This window comes from Campylobacter concisus (assembly GCF_003048875.2).
Lineage (GTDB): Bacteria > Campylobacterota > Campylobacteria > Campylobacterales > Campylobacteraceae > Campylobacter_A > Campylobacter_A concisus_AU.
Genome location: NZ_CP049264.1, coordinates 1,087,961 through 1,102,755 on the forward strand (window position 1 = coordinate 1,087,961; position 14,795 = coordinate 1,102,755).

General features: G+C 40.9%; 16 protein-coding genes. 4 read left to right on the forward strand and 12 right to left on the reverse strand.

Translation table 11 applies throughout. From position 1 onward, the window contains the following. Window positions 1–5: 5 nt before the first annotated feature. The 8 genes from CVT07_RS05435 to CVT07_RS05470 are packed head-to-tail and all read right to left on the reverse strand — an operon-like array spanning window position 6 to window position 5,734. The gene (locus tag CVT07_RS05435) at window positions 6–713 is read right to left on the reverse strand and encodes a zinc ribbon domain-containing protein (protein WP_002941798.1); all 708 of its coding nucleotides are present in this window, start codon (window positions 711–713) and stop codon (window positions 6–8) included. A 16-nt stretch (window positions 714–729) separates the two neighbouring features. Then, window positions 730–1,452: a Nif3-like dinuclear metal center hexameric protein gene (locus CVT07_RS05440; protein WP_107935916.1), complete on the reverse strand. Its 723-nt coding sequence runs from the start codon at window positions 1,450–1,452 to the stop codon at window positions 730–732. A 12-nt stretch (window positions 1,453–1,464) separates the two neighbouring features. Then, window positions 1,465–2,319: a glycine--tRNA ligase subunit alpha gene (gene glyQ, locus CVT07_RS05445; RefSeq protein ID WP_107935914.1), complete on the reverse strand. Its 855-nt coding sequence runs from the start codon at window positions 2,317–2,319 to the stop codon at window positions 1,465–1,467. 10 nt (window positions 2,320–2,329) lie between these two features. After that, on the reverse strand, window positions 2,330–2,746 hold the full coding sequence (locus tag CVT07_RS05450; RefSeq protein ID WP_107935912.1) for a GyrI-like domain-containing protein: 417 nt from the start codon (window positions 2,744–2,746) through the stop codon (window positions 2,330–2,332). A gap of 3 nt (window positions 2,747–2,749) precedes the next feature. Then, the gene (locus tag CVT07_RS05455; RefSeq protein ID WP_002942132.1) at window positions 2,750–3,223 is read right to left on the reverse strand and encodes a DUF3972 domain-containing protein; all 474 of its coding nucleotides are present in this window, start codon (window positions 3,221–3,223) and stop codon (window positions 2,750–2,752) included. Window positions 3,224–3,234: 11 nt separating this feature from the next. Next, window positions 3,235–3,729 carry a 5-(carboxyamino)imidazole ribonucleotide mutase gene (purE, locus tag CVT07_RS05460; RefSeq protein WP_107935911.1) on the reverse strand — a complete coding sequence of 165 codons (495 nt, stop codon included), beginning with the start codon at window positions 3,727–3,729 and terminating at the stop codon, window positions 3,235–3,237. Then, complete coding sequence (locus CVT07_RS05465) at window positions 3,726–4,985, reverse strand: peptidase U32 family protein (RefSeq protein WP_107935909.1); 1,260 nt, start codon at window positions 4,983–4,985, stop codon at window positions 3,726–3,728. The genes purE and CVT07_RS05465 overlap by 4 nt, the downstream gene beginning before the upstream one ends. Next, complete coding sequence (locus tag CVT07_RS05470) at window positions 4,985–5,734, reverse strand: hypothetical protein (protein ID WP_002941799.1); 750 nt, start codon at window positions 5,732–5,734, stop codon at window positions 4,985–4,987. The genes CVT07_RS05465 and CVT07_RS05470 overlap by 1 nt, the downstream gene beginning before the upstream one ends. 136 nt (window positions 5,735–5,870) lie before the next feature. Between CVT07_RS05470 and CVT07_RS05475 the strand changes: the two genes are divergently transcribed. Together CVT07_RS05475 and glnA are read left to right on the forward strand one after the other, a co-directional pair. Then, the gene (locus CVT07_RS05475) at window positions 5,871–6,650 is read left to right on the forward strand and encodes a histidinol-phosphatase (RefSeq protein ID WP_107935907.1); all 780 of its coding nucleotides are present in this window, start codon (window positions 5,871–5,873) and stop codon (window positions 6,648–6,650) included. 87 nt (window positions 6,651–6,737) lie between these two features. Further along, window positions 6,738–8,168, forward strand: coding sequence for a type I glutamate--ammonia ligase (gene glnA, locus CVT07_RS05480; RefSeq protein ID WP_103575036.1), 1,431 nt, complete (start codon window positions 6,738–6,740; stop codon window positions 8,166–8,168). Between the two features lie 509 nt (window positions 8,169–8,677). Here the strand turns inward: glnA and CVT07_RS05485 are convergent. Further along, on the reverse strand, window positions 8,678–10,339 hold the full coding sequence (locus tag CVT07_RS05485) for a DNA polymerase III subunit gamma/tau (protein ID WP_107935905.1): 1,662 nt from the start codon (window positions 10,337–10,339) through the stop codon (window positions 8,678–8,680). Between the two features lie 117 nt (window positions 10,340–10,456). Between CVT07_RS05485 and CVT07_RS05490 the strand changes: the two genes are divergently transcribed. Next, window positions 10,457–11,065: a LysE/ArgO family amino acid transporter gene (locus CVT07_RS05490; RefSeq protein WP_196375708.1), complete on the forward strand. Its 609-nt coding sequence runs from the start codon at window positions 10,457–10,459 to the stop codon at window positions 11,063–11,065. Here CVT07_RS05490 and ccoS read toward each other — a convergent pair. The 3 genes from ccoS to CVT07_RS05505 are packed head-to-tail and all read right to left on the reverse strand — an operon-like array spanning window position 11,000 to window position 14,264. Beyond that, window positions 11,000–11,269 carry a cbb3-type cytochrome oxidase assembly protein CcoS gene (gene ccoS, locus CVT07_RS05495; RefSeq protein WP_103558499.1) on the reverse strand — a complete coding sequence of 90 codons (270 nt, stop codon included), beginning with the start codon at window positions 11,267–11,269 and terminating at the stop codon, window positions 11,000–11,002. The two genes, CVT07_RS05490 and ccoS, sit on opposite strands and share 66 nt — an antisense overlap. After that, window positions 11,269–13,647, reverse strand: a complete 2,379-nt coding sequence (locus CVT07_RS05500; RefSeq protein ID WP_107935901.1) for a heavy metal translocating P-type ATPase — start codon at window positions 13,645–13,647, stop codon at window positions 11,269–11,271. The genes ccoS and CVT07_RS05500 overlap by 1 nt, the downstream gene beginning before the upstream one ends. Continuing rightward, window positions 13,644–14,264 (reverse strand): helix-turn-helix transcriptional regulator, encoded by a 621-nt coding sequence (locus CVT07_RS05505; protein ID WP_107935899.1) that lies wholly within the window; start codon window positions 14,262–14,264, stop codon window positions 13,644–13,646. Before CVT07_RS05505 ends, CVT07_RS05500 begins: the two co-directional genes overlap by 4 nt. A 146-nt stretch (window positions 14,265–14,410) precedes the next feature. Here CVT07_RS05505 and CVT07_RS05510 point away from each other — a divergent pair, with 146 nt between their 5' ends. Next, entirely contained in the window at window positions 14,411–14,794 is a 384-nt protein-coding gene (locus CVT07_RS05510; protein ID WP_002941830.1) for a RidA family protein, read from the forward strand. Window position 14,795 lies beyond the last annotated feature (1 nt).

The following is a 14,795-nucleotide window of genomic DNA, read 5'->3' on the forward strand; positions in this document are numbered from 1 at the left end:
ACGTGTTATTGCTCTTGTTTATATAAAATTCTGCCACAATGCGGACAAGTAACGATGTCTTCGCCTTTTACGACTGCAGAGAAAGTCTTATCATTTATCTGCATAAAGCAGCCGTAACAAGCTTGTTTTTTAACTGGCACAACGGCTGTGTTGTGAGCCCATTTTCTGATCTTTTCGTAAAATGCTAGGATTTTTTGGTTCATCGCAGCAACAAGTTTATCTTTTTTAGCATAAACCTCTTTGCGCTCTTTTTCGATCTTTTCAAGCTCAGATGAAACCTCGCTTTTTATCTTTTCTAAATTTCCTTCAAGCTCTGTTTTTTTGGCATTTAGCTCATCTTTTTGAGCATTTTTATTGTCTATTAGTTTTTCAAGTCTAGCAATCTCTTCATTTGCTGCTTCAAGTTGCTCTTTTGCGATATCTTCTTCAAGACCTAGCGCTTTTATCTCTTTTTCGCTTTTTGCGCTTGAGCTTTTTTTAGCTACATCTTTGATCTTTGCACTAAATTCTGCGATGTGAGCGTTTGTGCCTGATTTTTGTGATTTTAGATCATTTACCTCTTCGTCAAGTCTTTCTACATTAACCGCTATAGTTTCACACTCTTCTTCTATGCTTTTATAGGCTTTTTCTACTTCTTGTATGCGCGGCGTGAAACCATCTATTTGTTTGTCAAGATCAGATAATTCAACTAATTGTTGCAAATATTTATTCATAATGTTTCCTTTTTTGTTAGCAATATGTAAATGGGTTTTTAGAATTGCTTATTATAACTTCAATTTTTAGATTTTGCAAATATTTTGCTAAAAAATCACTAAAATAACGCTCGCTTTCATAGTGATTTATGTCGATCAAATTTAGTCCATTTTCCTTTGCGTAAAGGGCTTGGTGATACTTTAGATCGCCTGTTAAAAAGGCGTCTGCTTTGACATCTTGCATAAGATCTGCGCCGCTTCCAGTGCAGATGCAAATTTTAGAAATTTCATCTTTTGCATAAACTGCTCTTAAATTTTCAAGTCCAAGTTTTTCTTTTACAAATTTACAAAGCTCGCTAAATTTCATCTTCACATCAGCGTAGATCAAAAAGCCCTCTTTGCTTGAAATTTCAAGCCCCAAAACCTGCGTCACAAATTTCTCATTTAAAAAAGCAAGGTCGGCGTTTGTGTGAAGCGAGATGAGCGAGATATTTTTCATCATCATCTCTCTTATGAGTGAGCTTGGATAGAGGCTGTAGTCTAGGCACTTTAACCCTTTAAAAATGAGCGGATGGTGGGTGATGATGAGCGAGTTTGGCAAGACATTTTGCAAAAGCTCACTATCAAGATCAAGGCTTAGATAAATTCGCTCAAATTCGCTATCAAATGAGCCAACCTGCAGACCACTATTATCCCAAGACTCTTGGCTCGCAAATGGGCAAATTTCATCTAAGATTTTATAAATTTCAGCTATTTTCATCAAATTTTATTTTTACTCTAAGCTCTCTTTATATGTTAGCGCACACTCTTTTGCAAGCTCGCGAATTTTTAAAATGTAGTCTTGTCTTTGCGTCACGCTTATCGCTCCGCGCGCATCAAGGACGTTAAATGTATGAGCTGCAAGCATACAGTAGTCGTAAGCAGGCAGTGAAATTTTAGCCTCCAAGCAGCGTTTGCACTCGTTAAATGCGTTTTCAAACTGATTAAAGAGCATATCAATGTTTGCCACTTCGAAGTTATATTTGCTCCACTCATACTCGCCTTGTTTATGCACATCAGCGTAGGTTACGATGTTGCCATTAGAGTCGTCCCAAACGATGTCATAGACGCTATTTACATCTTGTAGATACATAGCTAAGCGCTCAAGACCGTATGTTATCTCACCAGATATGAGCTCGCAGGCTATGCCACCCACTTGTTGAAAATAGGTAAATTGCGTAATCTCCATGCCATCTAGCCAGACCTCCCAGCCAAGCCCCCAAGCGCCAAGTGTAGGGCTCTCCCAGTTATCTTCTACAAAGCGGATGTCGTGATTTTTCAAATTTAGACCAAGTCTTTCAAGGCTTTTTAGATAAAGCTCTTGGATATTTTCTGGGCTTGGTTTTATGAGCACCTGAAACTGATAGTAAGCGCCAAGGCGGTTTGGGTTTTCGCCGTATCTGCCATCAGTCGGACGGCGGCTTGGAGCTACGTATGCGGTCGCCCAGGGCTTTGGTCCAAGGCTTCTTAAAAATGTCGCTTGGTGATATGTGCCAGCACCTGCTGGCATGTCGTATGGCTGAAGTATGACGCAGCCTTGTTCTTGCCAATAGTTTTGAAGCGTTAGTATTATTTGTGAAAATGTCATTTTTTGCCTTTTATTTTATTGATATATAAATTTCTATTTTATCTTTTAAGTATTTTTCAAAGTCTGTTTTATAGGTTCTTTTTAGCTCGCTACTTTCAAAATATCTCCAAATTTCATCCCAAAATTTTGCAACATTTTGTGGCTCATTTGCAAAGCTAAAAAGAGCGTACTTCCCGCTTTGTATCTTTAAATTTTCATTGCCTTTTTGGTGTGATCTTATGCCGATGAAGTTATCGTAATGTCCATTAAGATCACTTTCGTAGTTACAGTAAACGCTATAAATTTCACCCCTGCCACCATAGTATTCACTCATAAATTTAGACCATAAAGCTGGAATTTTACCCTTGCCATCTATCTCATCTTCATTTTTAGTGCGAGTTTTTACTCCGTAAATTTCAAAGCTTTCCTCTAAATTTATAATTTTCATGAACTACTTTTGTCCGTTAAAATTTTCAACCGCTTGGTTCCACATGAGCTTATATTTTCGTTTTAAAAATTCAACTTCATCTTGTGAAATTTTAAGCTGTTTTGTAAGTGTTTCGACCGTTTTTCTATCTTCGTCATAGAGCTCTTGCATCGAGATGAGCGCCTCTTTTAAAAATTTATTCTCATTTCTTAAGGTCTCAAGCGTCTCATCTTTTGCGTCAAGCACCTTTTCGTGTAAATTTAGTATCGTGCCGATCGTCTTTTCGACAAAGCTAAAACCATCTTGGCTTTGCGGCTGCAAGGATAAATTTTGCGAAACACTAGGCACCACGCTCATCGTTCCCTCGCTCGCTTCTATCAAAATTTCTCCATTTTCCTCTTTGGTCTTCAAAACGCCACGATTTATCATATCCTCGATAACTTCGCGCTCTAAATGCACAAGTTTGCAAAATTCATCAACTCCAAGATAGGTCTGCACCGCTTCTCCTTTTATAGTATCACTTCAACCTTTGAAGAGTCTTCCTCTAAAGCCTTTATCTTTGCCTCTCTGTCGGCCTTTAGCGCACTTGCTAGCCCCTCATCTTCAAGGGCTAAAATTTGCACCGCAAGATAGGCTGCATTTATTGCGCCAGCCTTGCCGATAGCTAGAGTTGCCACTGGCATGCCACTTGGCATTTGCACAGTTGAGTAAAGTGCATCAACGCCGCTAAGAGCCGATCCTGCCATTGGTATGCCAATCACTGGTTTTGTTGTGTTTGCAGCGATCGCTCCAGCTAGGTGAGCCGCCATACCAGCAGCTGCGATGAAGACTTTTGCGCCCTTTTTCTCGGTATTTGCGACGTATTCGCTAGTTCTTTTTGGGCTTCTGTGGGCTGAACTGATTATCAATTCATATTTTACGCCAAATTTCTCCAGAGTCTTTGCTGCCTCGCTAACGATCTCATAGTCACTTTTACTTCCCATTATAATAGAAACAAATTTCATATTTTCTCCCTTAAAAAACTAAATTTTGGCAGCTTAACGCCGAGGTTTATCTCATTTTCATTGCCACTGTGAATTTCGCTCATGACCTTGCCTTTTTTGGTGATGAGCTGCTTAAATTTGATAAATTTCTTGCCATCTTGCGAATAGACCTTTGAAATTTCATTTTCACTATCATCTATGTGTGAGCCAGTTGGAGCTACGATCTCATAGCCCTTATCTGGGAAAATTTTATATTTACATTTAAAAAACTCGCCATCTTCGCTTATGGCATTTACCTGATGAGTGCCCTCTTCTAGGCTGCTCGTGTGATTTTGCGTATCGGTTCGCTCATAAGGTCTATGAACCAAGTAGCCGTCCGTAAAACCGCGATTTTTCAGCGTATTTATCTCATTTTCATAAATTTGCGCGTCAAATTTATCATCCATAGCATCATCTATCGCCATTTTATAGGCTCTTGCCGTGCAAGCTGCGTAGTACTCGCTCTTTGTGCGGCCCTCTATCTTAAAGCTATCAATGACACCGCTATCAACGATCTCTTTGATATGTGAGATAAGGCAAAGATCCTTTGAGTTCATGATGTGAGTGCCGTTTTCGTCCTCTTCTAAGCGGAAAAGCACGCCGCTCTCTTCGTTTTTGGCGTAGAGTTCATATTTAAATCTGCAGTCGTTTGCGCAGCTACCGCGGTTTGACATACGTCCGCTTTGCACTGAGCTTACTAGGCACCTGCCAGAGTAGGCAAAACACATCGAGCCATGGACGAAAATTTCGATATCAAGGGTTGGAATTTCCTCTTTTATCTTTATGACATCTTTTAAATTCATCTCGCGTGCCACGACGATGCGTTTTGCACCCATGTCGTGATAAATTTTAGCGTCCAAAACGTTCATAACATTTGCCTGAGTTGAGAGGTGTATCTCGATATCTGGAGCGATCTCTTTTGCTAGGCTCATGACGCCTGGAGTTGCGATGATAAAGGCATCTGGCTTCATCGCTGAGATGGTTTGCAGGTGCCTTTTTAGTGGCTCTATCTGAGAGTTAAAAGGAAAGGCATTTATGGTCGCATAAAATTTCTTTCCCTTTTCATGAGTGTAGTTTATCGCCTCTTTGAATGTTTCAAGGTTAAACTCCCTTGCCGACCTAGTCCTTAGTGAAAAGCTAGCCACCGAGCCATAAACGGCGTCGGCTCCGTACTCAAGAGCGATTTTAAGTTTTGTTAAATTTCCAGCTGGAGATAAAAGCTCAGGCCTTTTTAGCACTATTTTTTACCTAGACTTTCTATCAAAGCTTCGATGTCATCGTTGCTGACAAGATTTTCAGTCGTTGTATCACCAGCGATATGAACAGCTGATCCCACGCGCTTATCGTCATCAATACGACCTTCAAACAATGTATTCATATATTTGCTAAGCGCCCTCATAACGTTGATAACACGCTCGATCTTTTGCCTGTGGATGTCTTGATACTGCATCATATCCATAGCCATCATGATCTCATCTTGTCCCATTTGTAAATTTCCGATGATATTATCGATCGTGCCAAGAAGCGAGTTGTTTTTCTCTAAAGCCTCGCTAAATGCAGCGATATTTGGAAATTTCTCACTTAGCGTTGTAAATAGCTCAACGTTTGAGTTTATCGCGTCTTTTAGGCTATTTGAGTCGCTCTCAGCGTCCATAAAAAAGTTATTTATCGTCTCAAGCTTGTCAAACATCTGAGTAGCTTTCTCTTCGCTATCTCTTGTCACATCGTCAAGCTGATGCACCATTTTATGGTCTTCTGTCGGTGGTGGCGGTGGCCAAACGCCGTCTGCACTCACTCTGTAGTTTTCGCCATGTTTTGAACTATTTGCTTGTGGCTCATCTGCTTTAGCACTCATTGCCTCTGCAACTTCTGCTACCTCGTCTGTTTCCTCTTTGACGTCCGCGACCTCTTGGCTGGCATCTTTAGTATCACCTAAATCATCCTCTAATCCGCCCGCCATAAGCGCGTCAAGTTCCTCTTGGGTCATAAAAGCTCCTAATAAAATTTGCCTTGATTATATAGGATTTAAATAAAAAGAAAGTTTAAAAAGTATGCGTTTATCTTTAAATTTATCAAATTTTAGGTAGCATTTTTGAAAAATAAACGACTTTAAAAGGCTAAAAATGACCGTCGATCTTCACAACCACACACCTCTTTGCAACCACGCAGTTGGCGAACCGCTAGACTTTGTGAGATGCGCCATAAAAGCTGGCACAAAATACTTTGGCTTTAGCGATCACGCGCCGATGAACTACGATGAAGCTTATAGGATGAAATTTGAGGAGATGCAAAGCTACGAAGACGAAATTTTACGTTTAAGAGATGAATTTAGCGGTGAGATAGAAATTTTACTTGGTTACGAGATGGACTTTTTAGATGGATTTATGGATGAGCGAGTTTTTGCTAGAAAGGTTGATTATCTAATAGGCTCTGTGCATTTTTTTAACGGCTGGGCGTTTGACAACCCTGAATTTATCGGTGGCTACGAAGGCAAAGACTTGGATCAAATTTGGCAGGAGTATTTTGACCACATAGAAAGATCAGCTAGGCTTGGTAAATTTGACATCATGGGACACATCGATCTTTTAAAGCTATTTAAATTTTTACCCAAAAAAGATGTCAGGATCCTAGCTAAAAACGCTATAAAAGCGATAAAAGAGGCAAATTTAGTAGTTGAGATAAACGCAGCTGGCTTTAGAAAACCTATCGGCGAGCAATATCCAAGCGTAAATTTACTTGAGCTAATCGCTGAAAATGACATCACCATCACCTTTGGCTCAGACGCTCATGCTAAAGAAGATATCGGTAAAAACGGCGAAATTTGCGAGCAGATAGCTAGAAATTTGGGGTATTCAAAGTGTGCGATATTTAAAAACAGAGATAGAGAATTAGTAAAATTTTAGTTTGGGGTCAAATAAAATATAAAAATAATCTTAAATATAAAATTTTGTGATACAATACGAAAATTAAAAACCAGAAGGAGATAAAAAATGGGAAAATTTGTCCAAAACATCGATCATTTTTTTGATTTTTGCAAAGAAAATGAAGTTAAATTTGTAGATTTTAGATTTACTGATCTAAACGGCGCTTGGCACAGCATAAGCTATAACATAAAAGCTGTTACAAAAGAGAATTTCACAAACGGCATCCCAATGGACGCTAGCTCGATGAACGGCTGGCAGCCTATCGACAAAAGCGATATGATAATGAAGCCAGAAGCGACATCTGCGTTTTTGGACCCATTTACCTCTGACATCACAGTCGTTGTTTTTTGCGATATCTACGACATTTATAAAGGTCAAATTTATGAAAAATGCCCTCGCTCGATCGCAAAAAGAGCGATGCAATATGTAAAAGATAGCGGACTTGGCGACGAGGCATATTTTGGCCCTGAGAATGAATTTTTTGTATTTGACAACGTCAAAATCATCGACAGCCCAAACTGCGCGATGTATCAAGTAGATAGCGAAGAAGGCGAGTGGAACGACGCTGCGGACTTCAAAGATAGCTACAACACAGGTCACCGCCCACGAAGAAAAGGCGGCTACTTGATGACTCAGCCAATCGACAGCATGGTCGATCTAAGAGCTGAAATGATGCAAGTTTTAGAGCAAGTTGGCCTTGAAGTATTTTTAGGACACCACGAAGTCGCACAAGGTCAAGGCGAGATCGGCGTGAAATTTGGCAACCTAGTCGAGGCTGCTGACAACGTTCAAATTTACAAATACGTCGTTCGAATGGTCGCTCACCTAAACGGCAAGACAGTTACATTTATGCCAAAACCGCTTTATGGCGACAACGGCAGCGGCATGCACGTGCATCAATCAGTCTGGAAAGATGGCAAAAATTTATTCTACAAAGAGGGCAACTACGCAAATTTAAGTGACTTTGCAAGACACTACATCGGCGGCGTTTTAAAACACGCAAGAAGCGTTGCAGCCTTCACAAACCCAAGCACAAACAGCTACAAACGCCTAATCCCAGGCTTTGAAGCGCCATCTATCCTAACCTATTCGAGCCAAAACCGCTCAGCGAGCATCCGCATACCCTACGGCGCTGGCGAGAAGTCAGTTAGAGCTGAGATGAGATTTCCAGATAGCACAGCAAACCCTTATCTAGCCTTTTCAGCGATGCTAATGGCGGGCCTTGATGGCGTAAAACACAAATACGAGCCAGTTGGTCCGATGGATGAAAATTTATTTAAACTCCACCTCGATGAGATCAGAGAGCGCGGCATCGAGCAGCTCCCACACACGCTTCGTGGCAGCCTTGAGGCGCTTATCCGCGATAACGAATACCTAAAACCGATAATGAGCGATCTTTTCATCGACACTTATCAGCACATGAAATTTGAAACTCAGGTTTGGCCTTACGAAGCACGCCCAACTGCTTATGAGTTTAAAACCTGCTTCTCTTGCTAAAACGCATCTCCAAGCTCATTTTGGGCTTGGAGACTTCTTTAATCAAATTTAAAATATAAAATCCTGCGATTATTAAATTTAGAGCTAAATCCAATAAGCTCTATCGCTTAGATTTTTTAACCATAACAGATAAATTTTTTAAAAATATAAAATCTATATAGTTAAATTTTGAGCTAAATTTGGCTTTACGAATAAGAATAAATTTTAAATTTAATAAGCCCAACTCATGCAAATTTAGAAATTTAAAGCTTATACATAAAAATAGCCACAGCAGATAAATTTTAAACTAAATTTGATTTTGCAAACAAGGGGCAAATTTACCAGCATTTTAAATTTATCTGTCTCATTAAAAGTTTAAATTTAACAAGCCATAGCTCTTTTAAATTTACAATATAAATTTGAGATTTCATTTAGTTAGGATAGCAGCAGATAAATTTATTAAGAAATTTACGCCAAAAAGTCAAATTTAAAGCGTTTAATAAAGCAAATTTACAAAAAAAGCCAAATCCCTAGCTATTTTGCACTTCAGGCTGTCCAAAGAGCCTATTTGCCTCTTTTATCACACCCTCTTCTCTTTGCTTTTTAAGCTCCTCTGGGCTTTTGCTCTGACTTAACGACATCAGCTCTTTTGCAAAGTCATTTTGCGGCTGAGATAGCGTATTTACCCTAGTTTCAGGCGCAGCAGGCTCGCTTGCTGGCTCATCTTTTTGCTCGTTTTGCTGCCTAGCCTTTATCTTAGCGATCTCCTCGTCAAGGTAGCTATATTTATCTTGTGGCTCTTGTAGCTTAGCTTGAGACTCTGGCTTTGGGGCTGAAATTTGCGTCTTAGCATTTACGATCTTGATTTTTTTACCAAAAATTGTATGTAAAATTTCATGCATTACGCCCCAGCTTTTTTTGAAAAATGCCAGCTCATCGCCAGTTGCATTGACGATTAGTCCAAGCTCATTTTCATTTAAAAAGCTAAAACTTATGTGATTTTTAAAAATTTCTCCAAGCTCAAAGCTTCTATCATAAATTTTTGCCACAAACTGCTCGTATGGCGTCTTTGGCGCCTCTTTTACGGCTAAAATTTGCTCACTCACGCCAGCTTTTGGCTCGATCACAGCCACGCTAGGCTCGCTCTTAGCAAGCTTTATAGCTTCATCGATATCTTGTAAATTTAGCGCTTCTATCATCATAAAAAGCATAAGCATGAGCACAAAGCCGTTGTCGCTTGATACGCTTAGCATCGACTTTGCCTGCGCCAAAATCCTAAAAAATCTCTCATATATAAGAAGTGAAAATTTTGGGTCGTTGTCTAAAAATCTCTGCTTTAAATTTGCCAAAATTTCATCTATGATCATCTCTGGCTCATAGGTTTCAAGCTCAGTCACAAGCACTCTAATGGCGTTTTTATCGGCATTCGCGACGTGTTCGATGATCTGCTCGATCCTACTTGGATCAAGAAGTCCAAGCATCTCCGCCACGCTTGATTTTGTGATATTGCCAGCGCCATAAATGATAGCTTGATCAAGCAGCGTTAGCGTATCTCTTAGCGAACCGCCGCCGCTTCTAGCTAGTATCTCAAGTGCCTCCCTCTCGTAGCTCACGCCCTCTTTGCTAAGGATAAATTCAAGATGTTTTACGATCTCATATCTGCTTATCTGCTTAAATCTAAAATGCTGCGTTCTTGAAAGCACCGTCGTTGGTAGCTTGAGCGGGTCGGTGGTAGCAAGTATAAATTTAACATAGCTTGGCGGCTCTTCTAGCGTTTTAAGAAGGGCATTAAACGCCTCTTTTGTTAGCATATGCACTTCGTCGATGATGAAAATTTTATATCTAGCAGCCGTAGGAGCGTATTTTGTCTGCTCGATGAGCTCTCTTATATCGTCGATCTTTCTGTGGCTAGCTGCGTCCATCTCGATGATATCCATGTGGCGCGACTCGTTTGCCATCACGCACTGCGCGCAAACCTCGCAAGGCCTAGAAGTTGGCCCTTTCTCGCAAACCAAAGCCTTTGCAAATATCCTAGCGCTTGATGTCTTGCCGCTTCCCCTAAGGCCTGAAAACAAATAAGCATGGCTCACTCTATTTTCGTCAAGTGCGTGGGTTAGGCTCTTGCTTACGGCTTCTTGTCCGATGAGCTCATCAAAATTTTTTGGTCGATATTTTAGGGCTAGTGCTTGCAACTGCTTTCCTTTTTGCAATTTTAATTTGCTGATTTTATAAAAAAAGGCATAAATTTATGGTTATGATAAAGTTAAATTTCGCTAAATTTAAGCCAAACTTTAGCGAAAAGGATAAATTTGCAAGCATTTATATCTGGATTTTTCACCTCTTTATCGCTCATTTTAGCCATTGGCGCGCAAAACGCATTTGTCCTAAAACAGGGCATCAAAAGAGAAAATATCTTTATCATCTGCCTTATTTGCGCCATTAGCGACGCCCTCTTGATCTTTGCAGGGGTTTTTGGGCTTGGTAGCCTCGTGCAAAACTTTTCCATCATCAAGCAAATCGCCCTATATGGTGGCTTTTTATTTTTGCTTTTTTACGCACTAAAGAGCTTTCACACATGCTTTTTTAAGGACCTTAGCATGGATACTAGCGGCGAAAATGTGAAATCAAATTTAAAGAAAAACATCCTTTTAACGCTCGCATTTACTTGGCTAAACCCTCACGTCTATCTTGACACGATGATCCTAATAGGCTCGGTTTCGACTAAATTTAAAGATGAAAATTTGATATTTGGCGTGGGAGCTAGCCTTGCCTCATTTTGCTTTTTCTTCGCACTTGGCTATCTGGCTAGGTTTTTAGCGCCCATTTTTGCAAGGCCCATCTCTTGGAAAATTTTAGAGTTTTTTGTCGGCCTCATCATGCTCGCCCTTGCTTTCATGCTCATTTTTGCTAGCTTCTAGCCTCTTTTTTAGCGCCTCTTTTTTGCGAAGTTCGAGCTGGTAGGCTTCATTTAGCGCGTCTTCGCCATCTAAATTTGCTCCGTCTAAAAATTTGCGGTAGTCTTCAAACTGCCTATTTTTTATCCCCCAAAGCACGCCAAAAAGCAGGGCTGCCCCCATCAAAACCGAGATAAAAACAAGCATCGCAAGAGTCGTTGTATCCACTATTTATCCTTAAATTTTCTAACTATAAAAAGCGAGTTTAGTATGACGCTTAGCGAGCTTGCCGACATGAAAAGCGCGGCAAAGAGCGGCATGACGTAGCCACAGACAGCAAATGGCAGGCTAAGGGCGTTATAAAGCAGGCAAAAGAGTAAATTTTGCTTTATCGTTTTATAGGTGAATTTTGAAATTTTCACCGCTTTTGAAAGGCTTTGCAGGCTATCATCAAGTAGCACCACGTCGCTTTTCTCTAAGCTCACCGCGGCACCACTTCCCATACAAATAGCCACGTGAGCAAGGCTAAGCGCGGCTGCGTCGTTTATGCCGTCTCCTACCATCAGCACGTTTTTGTCCTGCTGCTTAAGCCCAGCTATAAATTTAGCCTTTTCATCAGGCAGCATCCCTGCCCTAAACTCGCTCACATCAAGCTCATCTGCCACGTTTTTTACCACATTTTGCACGTCGCCACTTAGGATACACACCTTCATACCAGCACTCTTTAGCTCATCTATCAAAGCCTTTGCCTCGGGCTTTACGCTATCTTTTAGGTAAAATTTAGCCACCAGCTCGCCCTGCTTGCCCACAAAAAAGCTCACATTTTCTTCGCTCTCATCAAATTTCACCCCATTTTCAGCCAAAAAGCGCCTACTTCCAGCCACAAAACGCTCACCCAAAATATCAGCGCTAACTCCCTTTGCCACGCTTAAATTTGCATTTTCAAGCTCAACTTTTTTTGCGCCTTTTTGCTTTAAAAACTCGGCCACCGCCACGCTTATTTGGTGGTTTGAGATGAGGCAAAGCGAGTAAATTTTATCAATACTCACGCTCTCTTTTATAAAAAACTCGCTCACTTCAAATTTAGCCTTTGTGAGCGTCCCAGTCTTGTCAAATACCGCCACATCGCACTTTGCAAGGCTTTCAAAAAATTTAGCCTCCTTAAAAAGCACCTTGTTTTTAAAGGCAACCCCAAGGGCGCAAACGCTGCTAACTGGCGTGGCAAGAGCAAGCGCACAAGGGCAAGCGATCACGATGACGCTCACGGCTGTCACCACCGCTTCTGAAAAGCTAAATTTAAAGTACCAAAACCAAAATGTAAAAAACGCTAGAACAAGCACGCCAAGAGAGAATTTCGAGGCGATTTTATTGACTGCTAGCTCGATATTTGGCTTTTTTAGCTCTGCGTTCTGAAGTAAATTTATAAGCTTATTAAGGTATGAGTTTTTAAAAATTTGCCTTGCCTCATAGACGATCTGCCCGTTTAGACAGACAACGCCACTTTTTACCTCGCCCCCAGAGCTTAGTAAAAGTGGCAAACTCTCACCTGTTAAGCTTGAGCTATCCACGCTCGCCTCGCCACTAAGCACCACCCCATCAAGCAGCGCTCTCTCGCCTGATCTAAGCACGATCTTTTCGCCTAAATTTACATCCTTTGGCTCTTTTAAAATGTCCTTGCCATCTTCTAAAACGCACACTTTTGCAAGCAGCATATCACTTAAGAAATTTGAGGTCTCAAGCGCCTTTTTCTTGCCTAAAATTTCTAAAAATTTACCGATAAAAACAAAGGTTATGATCATCGCAACCGAGTCAAAATAACTCTCGCCGCTTCTCGTAAGCATCGCAAAAATCGAGTAGATATATGTTATGCTAGCCCCAGTAATAACGAGCAGGTCCATATTTGGCGAGGCATTTTTAATGGCGATTTTTGCCCCCTTAAAAAACTCGCTACCAGTATAGAAAAGCACAGGCGTTGCCAGTACAAACTGCGCGAAACTTAGCAGATCCTTCACGTCGCTTCTGATACCGCTAAAGTAGCCGCCATACTGCGCGATCGCCAGCCACATGATATTCATCGTGGCGAAGACGCCAACAAGCGCTTTTGCGTAGAAATTTCGCCTTTTTTTGACTAGTTCATCCTCTTTTTGGCTCGCTGCGTAGGCCTTTGGAGTGTAGCCAACGGCGTAAATTTTCTCAATTATTTGCTCCACCAAAAGCTCTTGCTCATCGTAAACGATGACCGCCTTTTGACTAAGCGAGTTGATATTTACCTCTAAGATACCAGGCAGGCTAAAAAGCGCCTTTTCAAGCAGCCAGATGCACGCCGAGCAGGTTATGCCGTCAATGAGAAGCGAAATTTTAGAAAACTCGCCCTCTTTTGTCACTAGCTCGCTAAAATTTGCCGCTAAATTTTTGACATTTACGCCGCTACTTGCAGGATTTAGCGTGTTTTTGCCAAGTCGTTCATAAAACTCGCCAAAGCCACTTTCATTTAAAATTTCATATACGCCTTTGCAGCCAACGCAACAAAACTTAAGCCCGCCTCTAGCTTCTATCATCGCGCTTTCATCAAAGCTTTGCTTGCAGTGAGCGCACCTACACTTCACGGGCGCTTCTTTTTAAGCTGGTCTAAATAGCCATATATCGTGATCTTTGAGACGTTTAGCTTGGCTGCTACGACCTCGATAGCGCCCTTTATGTTAAAAATGCCCTTTTCGTTCATAAAGCCCACGAGCTCTAGCTTTTGCTCCTTTTTGAGCTTTTTGCCCTCGTTTTTGGCGATGATCTTGTCGATCAAATTTAAAACTATCTGCATCACGTCGTCGTTTTGCTCGCTATTTGGCTCATTTTCACTCGTTTTTAAGAAATTTCCAGCCATTTCAAAAAGGCTCTTTGCCACGCTAGCATCGACATTTACGCATATCGCCCCGATGATCTCGCCGTGCTCGTCTCTGATAAATGCAGTTGAAGACTTCACCAGCTTTTCATCCTTGGTAAAAAAGTAGTTTGCCACGTAGTCGTCTTTGAAATTTTTACTGTTTAAGACCTCCATTACAAGGTGGTCAAAGCTTTGTCCGACCTTTCTGCCAGTAACGTCGCCAGCTACATAAACGACTGAGCGCTGCGGGTGCGAGAGATCGTGTAGGACGACTTCGCAGGCAAATGGCGAGCTTTTTTGTATGAGATTTGCCGTTGGGATAAATGCCTTTAATATAGGATGCATAAGGCGCCTTTTGTTTTTGTTTAAGTTTAGCCAAAATATTTTTAAATTTTCGATAAGAAAAATATAATTTTTTATGAAAATTTGTGAAATTTAAGCAAAAATAATAATTTTTTATCTATAATCCTTTAAATTTTTAAGGAGAAAATATGAAAATTTACGAGACCGAAATTTCAAAAAAGAAAAAGGCTCACTACTCTTTGGCTACCGAGCACAACGGCATCCTCTACATCTCAGGTCAGCTTAGTATGGACCCAGAGACTAGGCAGATCCCAGAGGGGCTAAAAGCTCAAACAAGGCAGGCTTTAAAAAACCTTGATAACGTGCTAAAGCTGGCAAATGCGACAAGAAACGACATATTGATGTGCCGCATCTATACGCCAGATATCGACTTTTGGGACGAGATAGATGACGAGTACGCGCTATTTTTTGGTGATCACAAGCCAGCTCGCGTCGTAGTGCCGACAAACAAACTTCACTTTGGCTGCCTGCTAGAGATCGAAGCTACAGCGATACTTGATAGAAAAATTTAAA